This is a genomic window from Klebsiella sp. 10982 (genome assembly GCF_048589245.1).
GTDB classification, from domain to species: domain Bacteria; phylum Pseudomonadota; class Gammaproteobacteria; order Enterobacterales; family Enterobacteriaceae; genus Klebsiella; species Klebsiella quasivariicola.
In genome coordinates this window covers 142245-165042 of record NZ_JBMAXV010000006.1, presented here as the reverse complement: position 1 = coordinate 165042, position 22798 = coordinate 142245, and the positions used below count along the sequence as shown (strand labels likewise).

Genomic DNA, 22798 nt, shown 5'->3' with positions numbered 1-22798 from the left:
ATGAATATAAGGACATACATCAGGCCGCTGATCCCGCCGCGATGCGCTTTTTCTGTTGTAAATGGAGGTTTTTATGAGCAGTTCGCTAACCGCTTCAATGCAGGCACGCCGTCACCCCGATACCACCCACATTGATCGTCTCGCCACGGCCGACATGCTGGCGATACTGCACCAGGATGATAAGCAGATATCGGAGGCGGTCGGCGCCTGCCTGCCGGATATTGCCCGGTTAATTGATATCGCCACCGCAACGATGAGCCGGGGAGGGCGTCTGATCGTTATCGGCGCGGGCGCCTCGGGCCGTACCGCCGTCCAGGCGGTCAGCGACTATTCGCCGGAAGGCAAACACGCGCTGGTAGGGCTTATTGCCGGTGGCCCGACAGCGGCGATGGCTGAGATGGAAAACGCGGCGAATAATTACGACCTTGGCGCTTTTGAGCTGCAGTCGCTGGACTTTACCAGCAACGACATGCTGCTGGCGCTCACTGTTAGCGGCAAAACGCCGTGGGTGTGGGGGGCGATGCGCCACGCCTGGTCTTTGGGGGCGCCCATTGCGGTCATCACGCAGCAGGCGGCCAGCGAGGCGGCGCAACTGGCGGATATCATCATTGCTCCGCAAACCGGACCCGAAGCGGTGGCGGGCTTAACCAATCCGAAGGCCCAGCAGGCCCAGCGGCAGATTATCAACATGGTGTCGACCGGTCTTGCTATCCGTGATGGTCGGGTGTTCAGCAACCTGCGGGTGGATCTGCAGGCTGACGGTCCGCACTGGGCAGAGCGGCAGATAGCGATTGTGATGGCCGCCACCGACTGCACCCGCAGCGAAGCCAAAGCGGCGCTGGCCAGTTGCCATCACCACTGCCGCACCGCGATCCTGATGCTGCTCAGCGGGCTGGATGCCTGGCGCGCGCGCGCGCTGCTGACTGAGCACCACGATCATCTGCGTCTCGCTCTGCGCGAAGCCCAGCGCAGCGCTGTCACTCCCGCCCAGTAATCCCTCCTCTGCCAGGCGCGCGCGATGAGCATGCGCGCCTGGACTTTAGTAATTAAAGAAATGCTTATCTTTTATTTCATCCAGCAATGGCGCTGAATTTTCAGCGCTATTTTTTTGTGGCGTGGTTTTATTTTAAAATTCACTTTTTTAAGTTAAATAACTGTTTGATTAAAAATGCGAGAGTGTAAATGATATTTTAAAATAAAGTAAAAGTGCGTTAATATGCTGCCTCTTATTACCGTGTGCTACGTGATAATTCTATTATGCCTGCAATGAAAAAAACGATGATTTCCTTTACCGCCTTAGCCATGTTCGTCAGCGCGGCGACGCATGCTGAAGCGGATACCTCTAAAAAAACTGACTTCCTGCTGATTGGCGGCGGGATCATGAGCGCCTCGCTCGGCACCTGGCTGCAGGCGCTGCAGCCGGACTGGAACCTGACCATGGTGGAGAAACTGGACGGCGTAGCCCTGGAATCTTCCAATGGCTGGAATAACGCCGGTACCGGTCATTCGGCGAATATGGAGCTGAACTATACGCCGCAGCGGGCCGATGGTTCGATTGACGTCAGCAAAGCGCTGGATATTAACGAACAGTTTATGATTTCCCGTCAGTTCTGGTCGGCCCAGGTGAAGCGCGGTATTTTGCACGATCCGCACTCCTTTATTAATTCCACGCCGCATATGAGTTTTGTGTGGGGTGATAATGTCGACTATCTGCAGAAACGTTATAACGCGCTGCAGCAGACCACCTTATTCCAGGGAATGAAATTCTCCACCGATCATGCGCAAATTAAACAGTGGGCGCCGCTGGTGATGGAAGGGCGCGATCCGCAGCAGAAAGTGGCCGCTACCTGGACGCCGGTGGGCACCGATGTTAACTACGGCGAAATCACCCGCCAGCTGATCGGCAGCCTGAAGAAAAACAGCCATTTCAGCCTGCAAACCTCCTCTGAGGTAACGGATTTCAAACGCAATGCCGATAACTCCTGGCACGTGACGATTAAGAACGTGCAGAGCGGGGAAGCGCAGACTATTGACGCCAAATACGTCTTTATCGGCGCCGGCGGCGGCGCACTGAAGCTGCTGCAAAAAACCGGTATTCCGGAAGCGGATAACTATGCCGGCTTCCCGGTGGGCGGCTCGTTCCTGATGACCGAGAACCCGGCGGTCACCGCGCAACATCTCGAGAAGGTATATGGCCAGGCTTCGGTCGGCGCACCGCCGATGTCGGTGCCGCACCTTGACGCCCGTTATCTCGACGGTAAGCGCGTGGTGCTGTTCGGGCCATTCGCCACCTTCTCGACCAAGTTCCTGAAAAATGGCTCGTTCTTTGATCTGTTGAGCACCACCACCACCGATAACGTGCTGCCGATGACCCACGTCGGTCTCGACAATTTCGATCTGGTGAAATATCTCGTCAGCCAGGTGATGCTCAGCGATGACGACCGCTTTGCGGCGCTGAAAGAGTACTACCCGGACGCGCGTAAAGAAGATTGGAAACTGATCCAGGCCGGCCAGCGCGTACAGATCATCAAGAAAGACGCGGAGAAGGGCGGCGTACTGAAGCTCGGTACCGAAGTGGTGGTCGATCAGCAGAAAACCATTTCCGCGCTGCTCGGCGCATCGCCGGGGGCTTCCACTGCCGCGCCGATCACCCTGAACGTGCTCAAACAGATGTTCCCGACGCAGTTTAACTCGCCGGAATGGCAGAGCCGCATCCATGAGATCGTGCCGAGCTACGGCCAGAAGCTGAACGGCAACGTGGCGCTGACCCAGCAGGTATGGGATGACACCGCCGCGGCGCTGCAGCTGACGAAGCCGCCGGTGATCCAGATGCCAGCGGCGGCGCCCACCGCGACCGCCAAACCGGCTGAGCCGCAGCGCGAGGCCTCGCCGCAGCACGATATGGCGCTGTAACGCCACATTCGTGCGGTGAACATCAGGGGAAGACTACGGTCTTCCCCTGATGATTAAAAACAGTGCCTGATGACGTTTCGCTTATCAGACCTGATGGATGGCCTCACAGCCTGATGATTTTGCATGTTGTGTCTCCGATGTATCGAACCCATTTATGAATTTTATTCATAGCCTTGTTTTGCCTGGCGGGGATTGTCCGTGTCCCTGAAACGGCTACCATTGCGGGCCGTTTTTCCGCCTTTCTCTCCTTAACGGATAGCCTAAATGACGTCATCGCATCAGCGCGCCACCAATGGGGCGCTTTTTATTTTGATTCTGAGCGGCCTGATGGCCTTCACTTCACTCTCCACCGACATTTACCTGCCGGCCATGCCAGTGATGGCCGCGCAGTTGCAGGGCGACGCGGAGCTGACCATCACTGGCTTTCTGATTGGCTTTGCGCTGGCGCAACTGGTATGGGGACCGATAAGCGATCGACTCGGGCGTCGCATACCGCTGTTTATCGGCATGGTGCTGTTTATTATCGGTTCCGCGGGCTGTGCGCTATCGACCACTATCGATCAGATTGTTTTCTGGCGCGTATTTCAGGCCCTGGGCGCCTGTACCGGGCCGATGCTGGCGCGGGCGATGGTCCGCGATCTCTTTGCCCGTACCCGCGCGGCGCAGATGCTTTCGACGCTGACTATCGTGATGGCGATTGCGCCGATTGCCGGTCCGCTCATTGGCGGGCAGCTGATTAAATTCACCAGCTGGCACGCCATTTTTTGGTTGCTGGTGGCGATTGGCGGGCTGATGCTGGTTGCGCTGTGCTGGCTACCGGAAACCCTGCCGCCGGCGCGTCGACAGCCAGGGTCGCCGCTGGGCGCTTTTCGCAACTACGCCGCGCTGGTGAGAAACCGCACGTTCATGCGCTATACCCTCAGTCTGACCTGTTTTTACGTGGCCGCTTACGCGTTTATTACCGGTTCGCCGGATGTCTATATTCGCTATTTTGGCGTCGCCCCGCAGCATTACGGCTGGCTGTTTGCGGTCAATATTGTCGGCGTCATGCTGATGAGCGTGGCGAACCGCCGGCTGGTTCAGCGGCATGCGCTGGGCACCTTGCTGAAAGCGGCGCTGGCGGTATCGGCAATCGCCGTTAGCGTACTGGCTGCCGGCGTGCGTTTACAGGTCGGCGGCCTGCCGCTGATCGTGGTGAGCATTTTCCTCTATTTCTCAATGAATGGGGTGATTGCCGCCACCTCCACCGCCGCAGCACTGGATGAGGCCGGGGAATATGCCGGTTCTGCTTCGGCGCTAATTGGCTCGCTGCAGTACGGCAGCGGTATTGTCTCCTCGCTGCTGCTGGCATGGCTGCACGACGGTACACCCTGGACCATGGCATGGATTATGGCGGCGTTTACTCTCGCCAGCCTGTTCCTGGCATGGACTCATCGCCATAGCGGCGGCAGACAATAGTGGTCGCCAGCAACACAGTTTTAGTGGTTATTGTTATACTGGCCTGAATTTGTATAAGAAAACGCTAACCAGGAGTGTGGAAGGGCCATGCAAGACGATATTAACCAGGAGATCACCTTCCGCAAGCTGTCGGTCTTTATGATGTTTATGGCGAAGGGCAATATCGCCAGAACCGCCGAAGCGATGAAGCTCAGCAGCGTCAGCGTCCACCGCGCGCTGCATACGCTTGAAGAGGGCGTCGGCTGCCCACTGTTCGTCCACAAAGGGCGCAATCTGCTGCCGCTGCAGGCGGCATGGACGCTACTGGAATACTGTCAGGATGTGATGAGCCTGATGAGTCGCGGCCTTGAGGCGACGCGCAAGGTCGCTGGCGTCGGTCAGGGAAGACTACGTATCGGTACGCTCTACTCCCTGACGCTGGAAACCGTCCCGCGCATTATCATGGGAATGAAGCTGCGCCGCCCGGAGCTGGAGCTGGATCTGACCATGGGTTCCAACCAGATGCTGCTCGATATGCTGGAAGATGATGCGCTGGACGCTATCTTAATCGCCACCAACGAAGGGGAGTTCAGCCAGACTGCTTTCGACGTGGTGCCGTTGTTTGAAGATGATATCTTTCTCGCCGCGCCGGCGACGGAGCGGCTGGATGCCACTCAGCTCGCCGACCTGCGCGATTTCGCCGACCGGAAATTTGTCTCGCTGGCGGAAGGGTTTGCCACCTATGCCGGGTTTCGGGAAGCGTTCCATATTGCCGGTTTTGAGCCAGAAATTGTCACCCGGGTAAATGATATTTTTTCGATGATTAGCCTGGTGCAGGCGGGCGTCGGTTTTGCGCTACTGCCGGGGCGGATGAAGAAAGTCTATGAGAAGGATGTCCAGCTGTTGAAGCTGGCGGAGCCCTACCAGATGCGCCAGCTGATCTCGATTGTTTATTCGCACCACCGTGAACGCGACGCCGATCTGCTGGCGCTGGCCGCGGAAGGGCGGATGTACGCCCGCAGCCTTAGTCGCTAAACCGCTGCGCCAGATGGCGGGCGACGTCCACACCGCTGCGTTCCAGCGAAAGCGTTTCTCCGCGCCAGCCCGCCTGGCGGGTCAGGCAGGTGAGCACGCCGCCGGGGGGCATCTCAATGGCCAGGCGCGCGTCGCGCTCATCGGCGGCAATCATCGCTTCCTGCCAGTGGACCGGGCGCGCCATATTCATCGCCAGGTCGTCGGCGATCCGCTGCGGGTCCCACAGCACGCGCGCGGTTGAGCCGCTTAAATAAGCGCATTGCGGACGCGTTAAGGTGATGCCGGCAAAGGCGTTTGCCAGTTCAGCGGCGGGTTTATCCAGCAGCGCGCAGTGCGACGGAACGCTCACCGCCAGCCGCCGGGCCTTACTGGCCCCCGCCTGCAGCGCCCGCTGCGCCACCTCGGCCATGGCCTCATCACGACCGGCGATCACGAACTGCGTTTCGGCGTTCAGGTTGGCGAGATAAACCTCATGGCCCTGGATCAGGGCTTCCACCCGAGAACGGGTCAGACCCATGATCGCCGTCAAACCGTAACCCTCGGGATAGGCTTGCTCCATTAAGTCGCCGCGCAGGGCCACCAGTCGTAGCGCGCGGGTGAAATCGAGCGCGCCGGCAATGACTGCGGCGGGAAACGCGCCGATCGACAGGCCGCTGACCATCTGCGGATTGACGCCCTGGCGCTGTAATTCTCGCGCCCAGGCGACACCGGCGATCAGCAGACAAAGCTGGACTGCACGGGTGTGTTGTAGCGCATCGGCGCTATCGAGAGTATCGACTTCCTCCCCCAGCACATTGCGCGCCTGGGTGAGGATCGCCTCACGATCGGGGATCGCCGCCAGCATGCCAGGATGCTGGCCGCCCTGGCCGGGAAAGGTAAATAAAATCTTCATCATTCCTCCCTGTGCCACGGCGTCGCGGTTAAGCGCGCGCCGCGGGATGTTTTCAACAGCGCGCGGCCATCGCGCAGCCATTCATTAAGGGCAAAGGCGCCGTACGGCGTTTCGACCTGGGTATCGGCGCGGCACGGGAGTTGGGCCACACGGGCCTGCCACTCGCGCAGCGCCTCGCGATCCAGCGGCTGCGGCGCGCGGATCAGCAGATCCAGATCGCTTGCCGCATGGAGTACCGGGATCTCAGTGGCCAGCGCGTAGCCGGTACTGCCGGTGACGCCCCAGCGCCAGGGCCAGGGGTGTAAGGTAAGGGCGATAGCCGCCTGAACCGGCGGCTGTGAAACAAAAGGGGAGCCCAGCAGACGCTCGCGCTCCACCAGCATTTCCGGCGTCACGCAGCGCACGATATTGTGCGCCTGGACCCAGCCGGCGGCACGCTGCTCGCGCTTCATGCCCCGCACCCCCACCGGGATGCGGGCCTGGTCGTCAACGTCGCGCCTCACCACCACCGGCAGCGCAGCTCGCCACTGCTGAGCCACCCACGGCTCGGCAATAGCTTCCAGGGCGCTGGCGTGGTTTAACCAGATTAAGTCGTGGGGACGCGGCGTTGCTGACATGGTTTACAGTCCTGAAGTCAAAGAGATAAACAGCGGTAGCGACAGGATACACAGAACCGAGCTTAACAGCAGCACGGCTTCAGCATCCGGGGACTGTACGCCAAAGCGGTTGCCGAAGACCACGCCGAAGAAACCGGCGGCCAGGGCAATCATCAGGATCGCGGTAATGGCGATGGAGCCGTGCAGACCCAGCACCATCACCAGACCCCAGGCAATAAACGGCTGCACCAGCAGTTTGACGATGGTGGAAGTGGCGATCAGCGCATTGAGCTGCAGTTTACGCGCCGACAGGATCACCCCGGTGAGGAACAGCGCGGCGGCGGTGGCGGCCAGGCCCAGCGGTTTGATGGAAGCCAGCAGCAGATCCGGCATTTTAATGCCGATAGCGGAAAGCACCACCCCGAGCAGCGGACCCCAGACGATCGGCTTTTTCACCGAACGCCACATCAGCACCGGCAGCATCGCCAGCGTGGAACCGGTGTTTTCACCTGCGGCGCGGGCTTTTTCACGTTCCAGAATCAGCAGGCAGAACGGGGTCATCAGCACCGAGCCGCAAGCGATAGAAACCGCCACCGACAGCGAGGTTGACGCGCCTTCACCCAGCACGCTGCCGAGGATCGGCAGACCCAGCGCGGCATAGTTCGGCAGGGCGACGGTGAGGGTCAGCACCGCGGCATCCTGCGGGGTGCGTTTGAACACGCTGGTGGCGAGGAAGTAGATGGCGGCATAAGTTATCCACATCGCGCCGGTCAGCACCAGCACCAGCGGCGACTGGGCGACAATACCGGCCCATGGGGTTTGTACCGTGGCGCTGAACAGCGTGGCGGGTAAGGCAAAATCCATTACAAAGATATTGAGCAGGGAGACATTTTTATTATCTACCATCCCGGCCTTACCGGCCCAGAAGCCCAGCAGCATAATGACGAAAATCGGGGCAAGAGCATGAATAATCACATAAGTCATAAATCACCTGTAAATAAAATAGAGTACTGGCGCGATTGTTATTTTTTCTAAAAGCCGTCCCTTCCCGGAGCGTGTATTCCGCGCTCCGGGGGACCGCTTCCGGCAGGTTTTCTTCTACTACTTACGTACGAACGTCTTACCAGCTGGCGCGCATGCGATCGCGAACCAGTTGTGAGCTGCGGCGGTTTTCCGCGCCCAGGCGGCACTTCAGTGAGGTATCTTTGCGCGCGTCAGCGATGGCGTCGCGCAGGGTACGGCTGACCAGCGACAGATCGCCTTCGTCTGGCGCATCCGGATTATTAATATCCAGAAGGGCGGAGAGCAGGCCGAGCGTCGCATAGTTGCTGACGTCGTAGGCCATCGGCGGGATTGTCGCCGCCAGTTTCTCCAGCGCCTCCACGGTACGCAGCGTAATGCGCGCTGCCGATTCTTTCCCCATCGCGTGGACCAGCACACCGCTATCGTTAAAGGCGATCAGGCGGTTGGCCTGATAGCCGTGGGCCAGAAACGCCCCGGACATCGCTTTTCCGACAATCAGGCCAATCACCGGGTGGCCGGCAAGACGGGCTTTGGCGTAGGCGCCTGCCGCCCCGGCTAGCGCCTGGTGGATGCCGAAAGCTTCTTCGCGGCGGCCATAGGCCTGGCTTGGGACATCAATTACCGCGACGATCGGCCGTTTGACAGGCTGGTCAGCGTCAGCGGCGATGGTTTCATTGACCACTTTCGCCAGCGTCCAGCCTTCCAGCAAGCCGACTTCGCCGCCGGCGGCGCGCGGGTAGTGGTTGTTGGCGTCTGGCACCACGGCGATAAAGCGGACGCTTTCGCCATCAATCTGGCCATCTGCGACCTGCACCGAAGGGCACAGACCACTCATCAGCGGCGCGTCGGGCGCCAGTTTATTCAGCCACAGCGCGGCGCGGTTTGGGAACTGACTCATTATTTATCCTCCCGGGCAAAAAGCTGTTTAATCTGCGCGGTATCCGCCTGCTGGCGGGTATCGAACTGGCTCAAGCGACGCAGATAATCGTCATAGTTGTCGCTACGGTGCTGTACCGGTACGCCTTTGGCGATCGCCTCGTTCATTGCGGTTTTAACGGCGTTAACGCCATCGTTAACCAGCGCGTCGATCAGGCCGCTGGCGGCGCGAATTTCACCCCCGGTCATGCTCCAGATAAACGGCCGGTTGCGGGAGTCGTACTCTTCAATGCCGGCTTCCTGCTCGATAACCTGCGGGCCGTTGAGGCCAAGACGGGCTTCACGAGTGACGATAAGGTAGCTGCACAGCGCCGCGGCGATGGACATGCCGCCGAAGCAGCCGACGGTACCGGTAATAATGCCGACGACCGGGGTGTAGCGGCGCAGGTCGACAATCGCGGCATGAATATCGGCGATGGCGGCCAGACCAAGGTTGGCCTCCTGCAGACGTACGCCGCCGGTTTCGAGGCACAGCACCGCCTGGGTCGGGATACCGTTGCGGTTATCTTCCGCCGCCAGCTCCAGCGCGGCGGCCATTTTGGCGCCGGAGACTTCGCCCATACTGCCGCCCTGGAAGGTGCCTTCGATGGCAATCACCACCGCAGGTTGGCCGTTGATCGTGCCTTTGGCGACCACCATACCGTCGTCGGACTGTGGGACGATGCCCTGCGCGCCGAGCCACGGCGACATAATGCCTTCAAACGGATCCAGCAGTTCGCGGTAGCTGCCGTCGTCCAGCAGGGCGTGGGCGCGTTCGCGAGCGCACAGTTCGATAAAGCTGCGATCGTTACGCATGAGCGGCCTCCTCAAAGACTTGTTCAATACGAATACGGGCGACGCCCGGCGTGGCGCCGAAGTCGTGGATAATCAGTTGCCCGGCAGGCAGGCCGTTGATCAGGTTCAGCCTGTCGAACAGCGCCTGCCAGCGCGCCTGGCTGTTATCCACGGAGGTGGTGATCTGTACGTTGAGCGTGGCGCTCTGTGCGGCGGTATAAAGCACTTCCATATCGCCTGAACCTACGACCCCTGCCAATGCTTTGCCGCTGAGGGCGCGGTTGGCAGGAAATGACAATGTAATCTGTTCCATAACATCCTCTGAATGCGTTAGCCGGCAACCCGGTCGAGAAACAGGGTGGCGGCAAGGAGATCGGCCGCGCCACCCGGCGAGGCGTTGTGCGCCAGCATTTGCGTATCAAGACGCGCCAGGGCGGCGCGACCCGCGGCACTGGCGCAACCGCCGGCGGCCAGCACCTCGCGGGCGCCTTGCTGCATGGTGTGCAGGCCGGTCATGCCGGCGCGCGACAGCACGCAGGTATCGCTCAGCGAGGTCATGATGGCCATCAGCGCATCAAGGCGCGCCTGCGGCTCGCTGGCGCCTCGCGCCCGGCTTTGCTGCAGTTGCGGCAGCGCCAGGGTGGTAACATGCGGAAATCCGCGCTGCGCTTCCTCGCGTGCGCCCGGCACCTGCCAGCGGCGGCTGGCGCGCAGACCCTTACTAAAGCTTTTCGGCGCGAAACCGTCCGGCAGGCGGGCAAGGGCGGCTGCGGCGGCGGCGATCGCCTGTGATTGACCCTCTCCACCCAACATCGCCACCGCGCTGACCAGCAGGCCCAGCGCCCAAATGGCGCCGCGGTGGGTGTTAACTCCACCTGTCGCCATCATCATCTGCGCTTCACCTTCGCGACCGAGGCGGCCGACGGTTTCGCGCAGGGCGATATCCGCCGGACGCTGCCAGCTTTGCTGCGCCAGCGCGTGAAAGGTCGGCTGCAGGCTGCGGGCGGAGCGTTCCATCAGGTCCAGATTGAGATCCTGATGCGCGCCGTTGCCGCGACTATCGACCAGGCCCGGTTTCGGACTCAGACGGGCTTCGTCAATCAGACACGCGCTGGCGGTATGCGCCAGCCAGCTGACGCGGCTTTCTGCGTGCAGGGGGGAGAGATTTTTCATTACCAGCTCCGGAATTTTGCCGGTGGGTTGTACAGTCCGTCGGACCACTCCACCAGGTCGGCGACGCTGCCGGCCGCCAGTAGCGAGCGGGTGGCATCGCTACGGCGAATGCCGATATCTTCCGGGTACACCACTTTGCCACTCTGGCGCAGCGCGGCGACGCGTTTGGCGTCCACCCCAAGACCGATATCAGTGATCCCGGCCACCGCGGCGACCATTGCCCGGCGCTCTTCAAGGCTTTCCGCGCGGTACAGGTAGGCGATACCTTCTTCGGTCAGCACATGGGTCACGTCGTCGCCGTAAATCATCACCGGCGCCAGCGGCATGCCGGAAGTTTTGGCGACGTCGACGGCGTCGAGCGTTTCAACGAAGGTCGGTTTCACCCCGGCCTGGAAGGTTTCCACCATCTGCACCACCAGTTTTTTCCCGCGCTGCATCGGGTCTGGCTCGGTGATCATATTGAGCCAGGCCGGGGTGGCGTGGCGGCGACCGTGCGGGTCGTGGCCCATGTTCGGCGCGCCGCCGAAGCCGGATAGGCGGCCGCGGGTGACGGTGGAGGAGTTAGCCAGGCCATCAACCTGCAGGGTCGAACCGATAAACATATCTACCGCGTACTGACCTGCCAGCTGGCAGAAGGCGCGGTTAGAGCGCATTGAGCCATCCGGGCCGGTAAAGAAGATATCCGGGCGGGCGCGGATGTACTCTTCCATCCCCAGTTCGCCGCCGAAACAGTGCACGCTCTCCACCCAGCCGCTCTCGATGGCCGGGATTAAGGTCGGATGCGGATTCAGCGTCCAGTGTTTACAGATTTTGCCTTTCAGGCCGAGCTGTTCGCCGTAGGTGGGCAGCAGCAGTTCAATAGCAGCGGTATTAAAGCCGATACCGTGGTTAAGCGACTGCACCTGATGCTCCGCGTAGATGCCTTTGATCGCCATCATCGCCATCAGAATGTGTTCTTGCTTAATCAGGCGCGGGTCGCGGGTGAACAGCGGTTCAATGAAGAACGGTTTGTCGGCGACCACCACGTAATCAATCCACGAGCCGGGAATATCGACGCGCGGCAGATCGCATTCGTCGTCCACCAGTTCGTTGACCTGGGCTATCACAATGCCATCGTGGAAGGCGGCGGCTTCGACCAGCGCCGGGGTATCTTCAGTACTTGGCCCGGTGTACAGGTTGCCTTTGCGGTCGGCTTTATAGCCCGCGATCAGCGCGACGTTTGGCGACAGATCAACGTACAGGCGGGAGTAGAGTTCGATATAGGTGTGGATGGCGCCGATTTCGAGCAGGCCATCTTCCAGCAGCTGCGAAATGCGCAGGCTCTGGGTGCCGGAGAAAGAGAAATCCAGTTTACGGGCAATGCCTTTTTCAAACAGGTCCAGATGCTCGCTGCGCCCGACGCTGGGCATAACCATATGCAGGTCGTGAATTTTTTGCGGATTGACCTCGGCGAGCATGCGGGAGAGGAAATCAGCCTGTTTCTGGTTGTTGCCTTCCAGCACCACCCGATCGCCCGGGGCGAGCAGATTTTCCAGTACGCTGACCAGCTGGTCAGTGGGGATGACTTTGCCGGCGATCTTCGCTTCGGCCAGCCGCCGCTGTTTTTCCGTCCGGCGACGGTTCCAGACCCGCGCCGTCGTTTGTTCAGCATTCATTGTTAACCTCCTGATTCGACAAATCGTTTTGTTTGTCCTGGTGGAAGTTAGTGTGCGATGCGCGGCGCTGCGCATCAATTAAGCACGGCGGCTAATTGTTAGCTTTAGAGTAACGATTGGGTCTTACCGTTTGTGATAGGGATCAATAATACGAAAGGCGTAGTGGTCTAAGGGAAGAGCGCAGGTGAGGAAGCCGGCCGATACACGGCCGGCCGTGGGAAGGGGTTATTCTTTACTGACATCACTTAATAAGAAAGCAATACTCTGACCGCCGCTGGTCTGCTCGAGGGCAATTTTGGCGATAATCGTCAGTGGCACCGACAGCAGCATGCCGACCGGGCCCAATAGCCAGCCCCAGAAGATCAAGGACAGAAACACTACCAGCGTGGAGAGCCCCAGGCCACGTCCCATCACCCGTGGCTCCAGAATGTTGCCGAACACCAGGTTGACGATCAAGTAGCCGGCCAGGACCACCAGCGCCTCGTACAGCCCGCCAAACACCAGTACCTGCAGGATCGGCGGGATGGCCGCCAGCACGGAGCCAATATTGGGAATATAGTTGAGCGCGAAGGCCAACAGTCCCCACATGAAGGCGAAGCGCACGTCCAGCAGCACTAGCATGCCCCAGACCACCAGGCCGGTCACCAGGCTAATCGCGGTTTTCAGCACCAGATAATGCGACACGCTGTCGATGGCCCGCTGAATGGCGCCCATCCCTTCAACCGGACGGGACATCAGCTGTTGCAGCTTGGCGGGAAGCTGGGGGACCTCCAGCAGCATAAATACCACCGTCAGCAGCAGCAGAAAAATCGAGGACATCGCGTTCGACAGCTGAGTGAGCAGGCTGGTGACCAGCGTCATCACCGCGTTAGGGTCGATGTATTTATTCAGCTCCACCACCGAGACGGTGAACCCCATGCGCTGCAGCCAGGGGGCGATGGTCTGCATCGGCTCATACAGATAGTTGCGATACTGCGGCAGGGTACGCGCCAGCTCGTTCAGCGAGGTCCCCAGCGAAGCCAGCAGCACCACGGCCAGCATGACAATGAGGCCAATCAGCAGCGAAATCGCCAGTACGCGCGGTACCCGGCAGCGGACCAGCAGTTGTACCAGCGGATTGATGATCACCGCCAGAAAGAGGGCGAGAATAAAAGGGACAATAATGTCCGCCGCAAAGCGAATGCCGGTAAGGATGATCACCAGCATGCCCAGCATGATGACCATCTTTAATCCGTTAAGTGTAATAATGGGTTTAGCCATAGGGTCCCGACCTCGATCTTCCTTGCCTATTAACAGGTTGCGTTACATTAGCATAATGACGTTTTTTTGCAGAAAAAACGCATTGAAGCAAAACAGCGGCGTAAAGAATTGCAAAGTCTTTGAATTAAATGTAGCACTATGCTACAAATTTAGCTGTGTATAACTACTGAGGACAATTTTCATCCGCACCGGACGAGAAGCAACACCGCGGATAATTGTAATTTTATGGACAATCAGTTCAGGATGTATATTTTAAATCACCCCGCAGTATCCCTTTCTTTTTCCCGTTTTGCCGGCGAACAGCACTGGCATTCGGCGCTATAGTCACCTTTCTTACTGCCTGAGCTGGCGCCAAGCGCACAGCGAAATCTACGTCAGAAATTTTCCGGTTTACGTTTCGCGTAAACGGTAATGGATTATATTCTCAAGCAGGAGAAAGGATCATGTTTTATTGGATTTTATTGGCTTTAGCGATTGTCGCTGAAATTACCGGCACCTTGTCTATGAAATGGGCAAGCGTGAGTGGTGGGCTCACCGGCTTTATTTTAATGCTGGCCATGATTGCCCTCTCATATATTTTTCTCGCCTTTGCAGTTAAAAAAATAGCCCTCGGCGTGGCTTATGCATTGTGGGAAGGAATTGGCATTTTGCTGATTACTCTGTTTAGCGTTCTGTTGTTTGATGAAAGCCTGTCGCTGTTGAAGATAGCCGGCCTGACGACCCTGGTGGCGGGGATTGTCTTAATTAAGTCCGGGACTCAGAAAAAAACGTCGAAGCCGCAGGAGGTGAGCCATGCAGCAGTTTGAGTGGGTACACGCCGCCTGGCTGGCTATCGCCATCGTGCTTGAAATCATCGCCAACGTCTTTTTGAAGTTTTCCGACGGCTTCCGCCGCAAAATCTACGGTATCCTGTCCCTGGCGGCGGTGTTGGGGGCATTCAGCGCCCTGTCACAGGCGGTCAAAGGGATCGATCTCTCAGTCGCCTATGCGCTGTGGGGCGGCTTCGGTATCGCGGCGACCATTGCCGCCGGTTGGGTGCTGTTTGGTCAGCGCCTGAATAACAAAGGCTGGGCGGGGCTCATCCTGCTGGTGGCCGGCATGGTGCTCATTAAGCTCGCCTGACGTCTTGCCGCCTGCGAAGGCAGGCGGCAAACAGGCCCACTGTGGTGATGGCCAGCTTGTAATTATGCCCGGTGATGATGAGGACTGCGCAGGTTCACGGCTTTCGGCTGGCGAAAAATTTCTTCCGCCACGAGGGGGCAAAAATACATTCTCTCGCCGATCACGGTCTATTACTCTCCGGCCAGCGTTTCGAGCTTATCACGAAAGCCGGTGACGGAAATGGCGCGGTTGTCGGCCCGCCAGCGATCCTGCGGACCAGGAGCGGAGCTTTGCACGGCGATCACCTGCCAGCCATCCTCGGTCTTCAGCAGCAGCGGCGAGCCGCTGTCCCCTGGCAGGGTGTCGCACTGGTGCGACAGCACGCTGCTTTGCGCCCAGCCGGTCACAATGCAATCCTGGTGACTGTACAGATTATCCAGATGATCTTCAGGATAACCTGACTGGGTCACTTTCCGGTCCGCTGCCTTCAGCGCGGCGGTTAAATCGGCCTTACTGCCGGGGAAAAGCGGGATCGGCGTGATGCCCGACGGGGCGTAACGCAGGACGATCAAGCCAAAATCTGACGGCGCAGCGGCGGAGGGGACGATCCAGCCATCGCCATCAGCCTTCAGGCGCTTACCTAAACCTGGCTCCACCCGCCCATCAATACCGTGAATCTCATACACCCAGTTGCCGTTGCGGGAAATAAAGCGCAGGGCGACCGCTTTGTCCGGCTTGCCGCGCGGGGGGGTTAACAGACAGTGTCCCGCGGTTAGCGCCAGATGCGGAGAGATGAGCGTGGCCGTACACAAATTGCCGCTGGCGGTTTCCAGCTGGCCAATCGCATCCCACGGGCTCTCTTCAGGGTGGCTGACGGCTTTACGATCATCGTGGCCGAAAAAGAGCGTTTTAATGTCTTTGGCGCTCAGACCGCTCTCATCGGCATGGGCGCCCAGAGGCAACAGATAAAATGAACACAGTAATAACAGAACGTCTCTACGCATATCACTCTCTGGGGAGGCTATGATGTCTATTGACAGTAGCAGGAGATTTAAGTTTTTGAAAGTAAACACTAATTCCAGTCAGCCCAAACGGCAATTTTTACCGAAGCGCGGCTGGAAAGACTGCCGGCTAAACCGTCTGATTTCAAACAGTTAATGCCAACAGTCTTCAGTGATTATTTCCGCAGAAAGCGGCGTGCGGCGCAACTCAATTCGTGTATCAGAACGTACTGAATCTGATTAATATTGCATCAATTCGCTCTTGGGACTATTCCTGGTTTGTCAGGGATGGGCGCAAAAATAATACGTTTACCCAGCAGAACTTCACCAGAATTCGCACTTCTTTACGCCCCTCGTAATTATTTTCAATGCGAAACATTTTCTCACTGAAAACGTTGTTACGGTCAACCAGCCGTTGAGTAAATAGAGAGGTAATACCGGCGATGATACCTCAATTCTATTTCCCCGTGGTTCGGAGGGTATATGTCTAAAAAAGGTATTCGCGCACTGGTTTATGTTTCCCTGGTCTCGGTCGCTATCTGGGGTGCGACCGGTTATCTGGTGATGGAAGCGGTACGCGTACTGTGAAGAGTCTGGTCACTGCGAGGTGGCCGGCGCGCAATAGTTTATGACTTAAGTGTCTGGCGTCTTCGGGCGCCGGACATTTTTGTGCTGCTGGAATTTTCAGGTAAAAGAGATGCAGGAAGGTGTGGTCAGCGATAGCCGCACGATAGTGAGTTAACTGAAAAGCCAGCAGGAGCAACAAAATCAGAGCGGGGTGGACAGGATTAATAGAGGAAAAAGCGGGTAGCAACCACTGCGCAAATGATTAACAGGATCAGGATGAGCTCAAAACGATAGCGCCGCAGCATAGTGCTCTCCAGAAAAAACGGCGCTGAAACAGCGCCGATTATTTAAGAAGGTTGGTTCACCGGTAGGAATTATGCTGCCGGCTGTGCAGCCGGTTTAGCGGCCTGGTGTTTAGTGGTTTTGTGGTGTTTTTTTGCTGCCTGGGCTTTCTGGGCTACCGGTTTAGCCGCAGTTTTGTGGTGCTTTTTCGCTGCCTGGGCTTTCTGCGGAGCGGCTGGTTTAGCGTCTGCTTTTTTGTGTTTTTTGGCAGCCTGCGCTTTCTGCTCTGCAGCCGGTTTTGCCGCAGCTTTGTGCTGTTTTTTGTGATGAGTGGTCTTGGCAGCCGTGCTGTGGGTAGCAGCTGGCGCCTGAGTGGTGCTTGCTGCATCAGCAGCGAAAGCGGCAGAAGAGAGACCCATAGCAGCGGCAACGACCAGAGCTAATACTTTTTTCATTCTGATATCCTCGAAAAGTTTTCTTAATTTCAACCCCACTGCGGGGCCGGTGAAATCACTATATGCTTGTCTTTTCGGGCTTTCCGTGAGTGTTTGGTATCGGCGTGTAACCGAATGTACAAGCCAGGGGGGAAGGACGCGCCGGGTAGCCCGGCGCGCACGATCACAGGTAACGGGCGGTAAGATGGTCGCGGAAATAGCGGCTGCTTAGTTCTTCGCCGGTGGCCTGCTGGATCAACTGCGAGGTGGTGAAGCGGCTGCCATGCTGCCAGATATTTTGTCGCAGCCAGTCGAACAGGGCGCTGAAATCCCCTTCGGCGATATCGCGGTCTAAGGTCGGCAGCGCACGGCGAGCGGCGGCCATCAGCTGCGCGGCATACATTGCGCCCAGGGTGTAGGAAGGGAAGTAACCAAAGCCGCCGTCGGTCCAGTGAATATCCTGCATGCAGCCATCCCGATAGTTGCCGGTGGTCGACAGCCCCAGCCAGTGCTGCATTTTCTCGTCCCAGAGCGATGGAATATCTTCCACCTCAATCTCGCCGTCGATCAGCGCGCGTTCAATTTCATAGCGCAGGATCACATGCGCCGGGTAACTGACCTCGTCGGCATCGACGCGAATAAAGCCCGGTTTCACTCGCTGATTCCAGGCGACAAAATTGTCCTGGCTGAAGGCCGGCTGGTCGCCAAAGCGCTCGCGCACCGCCGGCAACAGGCGGTTGAGGAAGCGCTCGCTGCGCCCCAGCTGCATCTCAAAGAACAGGCTCTGCGATTCGTGAATGGCGGTGGAGCGGGCGAGCCCAACCGGCTGGTCGATCCACGGTCGGGGCAGGTTCTGTTCATAGCGGGCGTGGCCGGTTTCGTGGATCACGCCGAACAGGGCGCTGAGCAGATCGTTTTCATTGTAGCGAGTGGTTATGCGCACGTCCTGGGGGACGCCGCCGCAGAACGGGTGGGCGCTGATATCGAGGCGCCCGCCGTCGAAGTCAAAGCCGAGGATGCGCATCGCCTGCAGGCCCAGTTCCCGTTGTTCAGCAATGGGGAAAGGCCCCTGCGGGGCGATTAACGTCTGCTTCGCCTGCTTCTCCACCGCCTGGCTAAGCAGGGAGGGTAGCCACGATTTGAGATCGGCGAACAGGCTGTCCAGCCGCGCGCTGGTCATATCCGGTTCGAAAATATCCAGCAGCGCGTCGTAGCGTGAACCGCCTCTGGCATCGGCGCGGATCTGCGCTTCCTGACGGCTCAGTTTGACCACCTCGCGAAGATTGTCGGCAAAGCCCGTCCAGTCGTTGGCGGGACGCTGGCTGCGCCAGGCATGCTCGCAGCGGCTACCGGCCAGCGATTTGGCCTCCACCAGGCTCTCCGGCAGCAGCGCCGCCTGATCGTACTGACGCTGCATTTCGCGCAGGTTGGCCTGTTCGACATCATTGAGATCCTGCTGGCGGGCCTCCTGAAGCCATTGCCCCACTTTTTTATCGGTCAGGATCTGATGCTGCAGCACGCCGAGCTCGGCCAGCGCTTCGCTGCGGGCGACGCTCCCGCCCGGGGGCATCATCGCGAACATATCCCAGCCGGCGATGGCGGAGAGATGCGAAAAGCGCGACAGGCGCTGAAAGGTGCGGGTAAGCTGCTGATAAGGCGTATTTTCAGTCATAGTAGCGTGCGGTCCGTGACAGGTGAATAAAGAGATTATCGGTCTGCTTCTACACTATCCTGATACGCCCCGCGGGTCGAGCGTTGCGCACAGGGGAAGGGAAAGACACATGGTGGGAGAATAAGCTCACCTCTGTGATCGGTGTGACAGAAAACGGTAACATATCGGTACTAAACTGTGATCGATTACACAGGTCTGGAGGTTCGGGGGTGGTTTATGAATCCGTTCACCTGGCTGTTTATTGCTTTATTGTCCATTGATGCCTTGAGAGAGCTGATGGGTTTGTCATCCATCATGGGCATGTGGTGAAACGTGGCCCGCAGGCCACGTCACAAACGACTATTTCAGTCGCCGATGCAGGCACGTGCCGGTCAGTAGCGCGGCAAGGAGCAGTAGCGCGATAAAGCCTCCGACGCCGTTCCAACCGTAGTGGTGCCAGAACACTCCGCCTAATGTCCCCGCCAGACTGGAGCCTAAATAATAGCTGAACAAATACAGCGATGACGCCTGGCCGCGGGCGCGGCGAGCGCGGGGGCCAATCCAGCTGCTGGCAACCGAGTGCGCGGCGAAAAATCCCGCCGAAAACAATAGCATGCCGATGAAAATGAGCCACAGTGAAGAAAAGAGCGTCAGCAGCAGACCGCAGAGCATCACCGCCGTAAAGCCGAGCATCACCGGCCCGCGGCCATAGCGTACCGTCATGGCGCCCGCCTTCGGGGAACTCCAGGTGCCGGTGAGATAGGCCACCGACAGCAGACCCACCACTGTCTGGCTTAACGACCATGGCGACATCATCAGCCGGTAACCAATGTAGTTAAACAGGGTGACAAAGGCCCCCATCAGCAGGAAACCTTCGACGAACAGCAGCGGCAGGCCGCGGTCACGCCAGTGCAGGCGGAAGTTAATCAGTAATGTTTTTGGTCGCAGCGACGTTGGACGAAAATGGCGCGACTCGGGCAGGATGCGCCAGAACATAATGGCCGCAGCCAGCGCGAAGCCGCTGATTACCGCCAGCGCCACGCGCCAGCCGAAGAAATCGGTGAATACCCCGGTGAGCAAGCGGCCGCTCATACCGCCGATGGAGTTGCCGCTGATGTACAGCCCCATGGAAAAGGCCACAAAGCTGGGATGGATCTCCTCGCTCAGGTAGGTCATGCCAACCGCCGCCACGCCGCTTAGCGACAGGCCGATCAGCGCGCGCATAATGAGGATGCCGTGCCAGCTGGTCATCATGGTCGACAACAGCGAGCAGCAGGCGGCCAGCAGCAGAGCGGTGACCATCACCGGTTTGCGGCCAACGGCATCGGAGAGCGGGCCGGTAAACAGCAGGCCCACCGCCAGCATCGCTGTGGAAATGGAGAGTGAGATACTGCTGCTGGCCGGCGATACAGCGAACTCGTTCGACAGAACCGGCAGGATCGGCTGCACGCAGTAGAGCAGGGCGAAGGTGGCCAGCCCGGCGGAGAACAGTGCGAGGGTGACGCGCATAAACTGCGGGGTGCCGCGCTTAATAAACTGATCCGGGCGGGATGCACCAGCGACGCTGACCTCGCCCGCCGGCACGGTGTCAACGGTTGTTGTACGACTCACAGAGAATTCCTTGCGTAGAAGTTGCTGCTTACCAACAGAGTGTTGTGACCATTCAGCTCACATTTTTAGGGTATGAAAATGTAAATATTCTGTCTAATATATTAATAATCTCAAATAAGACGTTTTAAATATGAATATCGAGTTGCGTCATCTGCGCTACTTTATCGCTGTCGCCGAAGAGCTGCATTTTGGCCGCGCCGCGGCGCGACTGAACATCTCGCAACCGCCGTTAAGTCAGCAAATTCAGATCCTTGAGCAGCAGACCGGGGCGCGTCTGTTCGCCCGCACCAACCGCAGCGTTAGCCTGACGGCGGCCGGGAAACAGTTTCTCGCCGACAGCCGCCAAATCCTCGCCCAGGTCGATGACGCGGCCGCCCGCGCCGCGCGTCTGCATCATGGGGAAACTGGCGAGCTGCGTATCGGTTTTACTTCGTCGGCGCCTTTCATTAAGGCGGTGTCTGATACGCTGTCGATGTTTCGCCAGCGCTATCCGGATGTGCATATTCTGACCCGGGAGACCAACACTCGCGAACAGATCGTGCCGCTGAGCGAGGGAGCCCTCGACCTGGGACTGTTGCGCAATACTCAGTTACCGGACACCCTGGCATGGGAGCGGGTGCTGCGCGAACCGCTGCTGGCGATGGTGCCGGCCAACCATCCGCTGGCCGGTCTGCCCTCGGTCAGCCTGGCGGCGCTGGCGCGTGAACCCTTCGTCTTTTTCGACCCGCACGTCGGCACCGGCCTGTATGACGACATCCTCGGCTTGCTGCGCCGCTACGGGCATACGCCGGTGATTGCCCAGGAGGTGGGGGAGGCGATGACCATTATCGGCCTGGTGGCGGCCGGGCTGGGGGTGTCGATTCTGCCGGCCTCCTTTCAGCGCGTGCAGCTCAGTGAAATGCGCTGGCTGCCGATTGAGGAGCAGGATGCCGTATCGGAGATGTGGCTGGTGTGGTCGAAGCACCACGAACAGGGGGCGCTGGCAAAACGCTTTCGCGATGCGCTGCTGGCCTGGAAAACCGAGCAGAATTGAGGCGAAAACAGGCTGGAAATGTGCAGTAAATCACAAGGCTAAGTAAAAATTTGACGTTCACCATCGAAGTGCTTCACCATAGCCGAAAGTTTATTTCGAAGCGCGAAAATAAGGGAGTCAATGGTGGTAGCGGATAGTCAACCAGGCCATATCGATCAAATTAAGCAGACCAATGCGGGCGCTGTATATCGCCTGATTGATCAGCTCGGCCCGGTTTCGCGTATCGACCTCTCCCGATTTGCGCAACTGGCGCCCGCCAGTATCACCAAAATCGTCCGCGAAATGCTGGAAGCGCATCTGGTGCAGGAGACGGAGATCCAGGAGCCCGGTAGCCGTGGCCGTCCGGCGGTAGGACTGATGGTGGAAACCGAAGCCTGGCACTATCTGGCGGTGCGCATCAGCCGCGGCGAGATCCATCTTTCGCTGCGAGATTTAAGTAGCCAGCTGGTGGTGGAGGATCAGCTGGAACTGGCGCTCACCGACAGTACGCCGTTTCTCACCCGGGTTATCGACCACATTGATCGGTTCTTTATTCGCCATCAAAAGAAGCTGGAACGCCTTACTTCCATCGCCATGACGATGCCGGGAATTATTGATACCGAAAATGGCATTATCCATCGAATGCCGTTTTATGAGGATGTCAAAGATGTGCCGCTGGGCGAAGCGCTGGCTAATCATACCGGCGTGCCGGTCTATATTCAGCATGACATCAGCGCCTGGACCATGGCGGAATCGTTATTTGGCGCCTCGCGCGGCGCTCGTGACGTCATTCAGGTGGTGATCGACCATAACGTGGGCGCCGGCGTCATTACCGACGGTCGCCTGCTGCATGCCGGCAGCAGCAGCCTGGTGGAGATCGGCCATACTCAGGTCGATCCCTACGGCAAACGCTGCTACTGCGGCAACCATGGCTGTCTGGAAACCATTGCCAGCGTGGAGAGCGTGCTGGAGCTGGCGCAGATGCGCATGGCGCAGTCGATGAGCTCTCTGCTGCACCAGCGTCCGCTGAGCGTGGAGTGGTTGTGCCAGGCGGCGCTGCAGGGCGATCTGCTGGCCCGAGATATTATCAGCGGCGTAGGTAACCACGTTGGTCGTATTCTGGCGATCATGGTCAACCTGTTTAACCCGCAGAAAATCCTGATTGGCTCGCCGTTTAATCTGGCGGCAGAGATCCTTTTTCCGGCAATTTCCAGCTGCATTCGGCAACAATCGCTCCCCGCCTACAGTCAGCATATTGCTGTCGAAAGCACCCAGTTCTCCAACCGTGGAACGATGGCTGGCGCGGCGCTGGTCAAGGATGCGCTCTATAACGGATCCTTACTCATACGACTGTTACAGGGTTAACATTTTTTCATAGTCACACCAAAAATTGCGCTATCTCAAGCCGACCCCCAGCGGCTTCACGTAGACTTTGCCCACTGTTG

General features: G+C 58.6%; 23 protein-coding genes. 9 read left to right on the top strand and 14 right to left on the bottom strand.

Translation table 11 applies throughout. The features are described from left to right. The first annotated feature begins 73 nt into the window (after nt 1–73). The 4 genes from ACKLKD_RS07745 (at nt 74) to ACKLKD_RS07730 (ending at nt 5385) form a co-directional block, all read left to right on the top strand. Nucleotides 74–994, top strand: coding sequence for an N-acetylmuramic acid 6-phosphate etherase (locus ACKLKD_RS07745; protein WP_087805585.1), 921 nt, complete (start codon nt 74–76; stop codon nt 992–994). A 308-nt stretch (nt 995–1302) separates the two neighbouring features. Beyond that, a complete protein-coding gene (gene mqo / locus ACKLKD_RS07740) occupies nt 1303–2913 on the top strand; it encodes a malate dehydrogenase (quinone) (protein ID WP_250099020.1) in 1611 nt (536 codons plus the stop codon). 264 nt (nt 2914–3177) lie between these two features. Then, on the top strand, nt 3178–4371 hold the full coding sequence (locus tag ACKLKD_RS07735; RefSeq protein WP_087805587.1) for a multidrug effflux MFS transporter: 1194 nt from the start codon (nt 3178–3180) through the stop codon (nt 4369–4371). Nucleotides 4372–4458: 87 nt separating this feature from the next. Then, nucleotides 4459–5385 carry a LysR substrate-binding domain-containing protein gene (locus ACKLKD_RS07730; protein ID WP_025712894.1) on the top strand — a complete coding sequence of 309 codons (927 nt, stop codon included), beginning with the start codon at nt 4459–4461 and terminating at the stop codon, nt 5383–5385. Here the strand turns inward: ACKLKD_RS07730 and mdcH are convergent. The 9 genes from mdcH to ACKLKD_RS07685 all read right to left on the bottom strand — a co-directional run bounded on the left by mdcH (nt 5375) and on the right by ACKLKD_RS07685 (nt 13694). Continuing rightward, the gene (gene mdcH, locus ACKLKD_RS07725; RefSeq protein ID WP_080897416.1) at nt 5375–6277 is read right to left on the bottom strand and encodes a malonate decarboxylase subunit epsilon; all 903 of its coding nucleotides are present in this window, start codon (nt 6275–6277) and stop codon (nt 5375–5377) included. The genes ACKLKD_RS07730 and mdcH overlap by 11 nt on opposite strands. Continuing rightward, nucleotides 6277–6894: a malonate decarboxylase holo-ACP synthase gene (locus ACKLKD_RS07720; RefSeq protein WP_080897415.1), complete on the bottom strand. Its 618-nt coding sequence runs from the start codon at nt 6892–6894 to the stop codon at nt 6277–6279. The genes mdcH and ACKLKD_RS07720 overlap by 1 nt, the downstream gene beginning before the upstream one ends. A gap of 3 nt (nt 6895–6897) precedes the next feature. Continuing rightward, the gene (locus ACKLKD_RS07715; RefSeq protein WP_080897414.1) at nt 6898–7857 is read right to left on the bottom strand and encodes an AEC family transporter; all 960 of its coding nucleotides are present in this window, start codon (nt 7855–7857) and stop codon (nt 6898–6900) included. Between the two features lie 136 nt (nt 7858–7993). Beyond that, on the bottom strand, nt 7994–8794 hold the full coding sequence (gene mdcE, locus ACKLKD_RS07710; protein ID WP_012968318.1) for a biotin-independent malonate decarboxylase subunit gamma: 801 nt from the start codon (nt 8792–8794) through the stop codon (nt 7994–7996). Continuing rightward, entirely contained in the window at nt 8794–9627 is an 834-nt protein-coding gene (locus ACKLKD_RS07705) for a biotin-independent malonate decarboxylase subunit beta (protein ID WP_087805589.1), read from the bottom strand. Before ACKLKD_RS07705 ends, mdcE begins: the two co-directional genes overlap by 1 nt. After that, a complete protein-coding gene (gene mdcC, locus ACKLKD_RS07700; protein WP_012541865.1) occupies nt 9620–9919 on the bottom strand; it encodes a malonate decarboxylase acyl carrier protein in 300 nt (99 codons plus the stop codon). Before mdcC ends, ACKLKD_RS07705 begins: the two co-directional genes overlap by 8 nt. A gap of 17 nt (nt 9920–9936) precedes the next feature. Continuing rightward, on the bottom strand, nt 9937–10779 hold the full coding sequence (locus ACKLKD_RS07695) for a triphosphoribosyl-dephospho-CoA synthase (protein WP_087805591.1): 843 nt from the start codon (nt 10777–10779) through the stop codon (nt 9937–9939). Further along, on the bottom strand, nt 10779–12434 hold the full coding sequence (mdcA, locus tag ACKLKD_RS07690; RefSeq protein WP_087805593.1) for a malonate decarboxylase subunit alpha: 1656 nt from the start codon (nt 12432–12434) through the stop codon (nt 10779–10781). The genes ACKLKD_RS07695 and mdcA overlap by 1 nt, the downstream gene beginning before the upstream one ends. A 225-nt stretch (nt 12435–12659) precedes the next feature. Continuing rightward, nucleotides 12660–13694 carry an AI-2E family transporter gene (locus ACKLKD_RS07685; RefSeq protein ID WP_087805595.1) on the bottom strand — a complete coding sequence of 345 codons (1035 nt, stop codon included), beginning with the start codon at nt 13692–13694 and terminating at the stop codon, nt 12660–12662. Between the two features lie 443 nt (nt 13695–14137). Here ACKLKD_RS07685 and kpnE point away from each other — a divergent pair, with 443 nt between their 5' ends. Continuing rightward, a complete protein-coding gene (gene kpnE / locus ACKLKD_RS07680) occupies nt 14138–14500 on the top strand; it encodes a multidrug efflux SMR transporter subunit KpnE (protein WP_087805597.1) in 363 nt (120 codons plus the stop codon). Beyond that, nucleotides 14487–14816, top strand: a complete 330-nt coding sequence (kpnF, locus tag ACKLKD_RS07675) for a multidrug efflux SMR transporter subunit KpnF (protein ID WP_025712278.1) — start codon at nt 14487–14489, stop codon at nt 14814–14816. The genes kpnE and kpnF overlap by 14 nt, the downstream gene beginning before the upstream one ends. A 62-nt stretch (nt 14817–14878) precedes the next feature. Here kpnF and ACKLKD_RS07670 read toward each other — a convergent pair whose 3' ends face one another. The 4 genes from ACKLKD_RS07670 to ACKLKD_RS07655 all read right to left on the bottom strand — a co-directional run bounded on the left by ACKLKD_RS07670 (nt 14879) and on the right by ACKLKD_RS07655 (nt 18751). Further along, nucleotides 14879–14965: a hypothetical protein gene (locus ACKLKD_RS07670; protein WP_370511765.1), complete on the bottom strand. Its 87-nt coding sequence runs from the start codon at nt 14963–14965 to the stop codon at nt 14879–14881. A gap of 21 nt (nt 14966–14986) precedes the next feature. Then, nucleotides 14987–15799, bottom strand: a complete 813-nt coding sequence (locus ACKLKD_RS07665) for a trypsin-like serine peptidase (protein ID WP_165931800.1) — start codon at nt 15797–15799, stop codon at nt 14987–14989. 938 nt (nt 15800–16737) lie between these two features. Continuing rightward, the gene (gene asr, locus ACKLKD_RS07660; RefSeq protein ID WP_087805599.1) at nt 16738–17100 is read right to left on the bottom strand and encodes an acid resistance repetitive basic protein Asr; all 363 of its coding nucleotides are present in this window, start codon (nt 17098–17100) and stop codon (nt 16738–16740) included. A gap of 163 nt (nt 17101–17263) precedes the next feature. Continuing rightward, the gene (locus ACKLKD_RS07655; protein ID WP_087805600.1) at nt 17264–18751 is read right to left on the bottom strand and encodes a carboxypeptidase M32; all 1488 of its coding nucleotides are present in this window, start codon (nt 18749–18751) and stop codon (nt 17264–17266) included. 216 nt (nt 18752–18967) lie between these two features. On the opposite strand from ACKLKD_RS07655, the gene ACKLKD_RS07650 reads away from it, so the two are divergent. After that, nucleotides 18968–19060: a KPN_01571 family protein gene (locus ACKLKD_RS07650; RefSeq protein WP_210235180.1), complete on the top strand. Its 93-nt coding sequence runs from the start codon at nt 18968–18970 to the stop codon at nt 19058–19060. Nucleotides 19061–19090: 30 nt separating this feature from the next. On the opposite strand, the gene ACKLKD_RS07645 is transcribed toward ACKLKD_RS07650, so the two are convergent. Beyond that, complete coding sequence (locus tag ACKLKD_RS07645) at nt 19091–20341, bottom strand: MFS transporter (protein ID WP_087805602.1); 1251 nt, start codon at nt 20339–20341, stop codon at nt 19091–19093. Between the two features lie 130 nt (nt 20342–20471). Here ACKLKD_RS07645 and ACKLKD_RS07640 point away from each other — a divergent pair, with 130 nt between their 5' ends. After that, nucleotides 20472–21374, top strand: a complete 903-nt coding sequence (locus tag ACKLKD_RS07640) for a LysR family transcriptional regulator (RefSeq protein ID WP_080924577.1) — start codon at nt 20472–20474, stop codon at nt 21372–21374. A 123-nt stretch (nt 21375–21497) separates the two neighbouring features. After that, nucleotides 21498–22718, top strand: coding sequence for a sugar metabolism global transcriptional regulator Mlc (gene mlc, locus ACKLKD_RS07635; RefSeq protein ID WP_025712270.1), 1221 nt, complete (start codon nt 21498–21500; stop codon nt 22716–22718). The last annotated feature ends 80 nt before the right edge of the window (nt 22719–22798 follow it).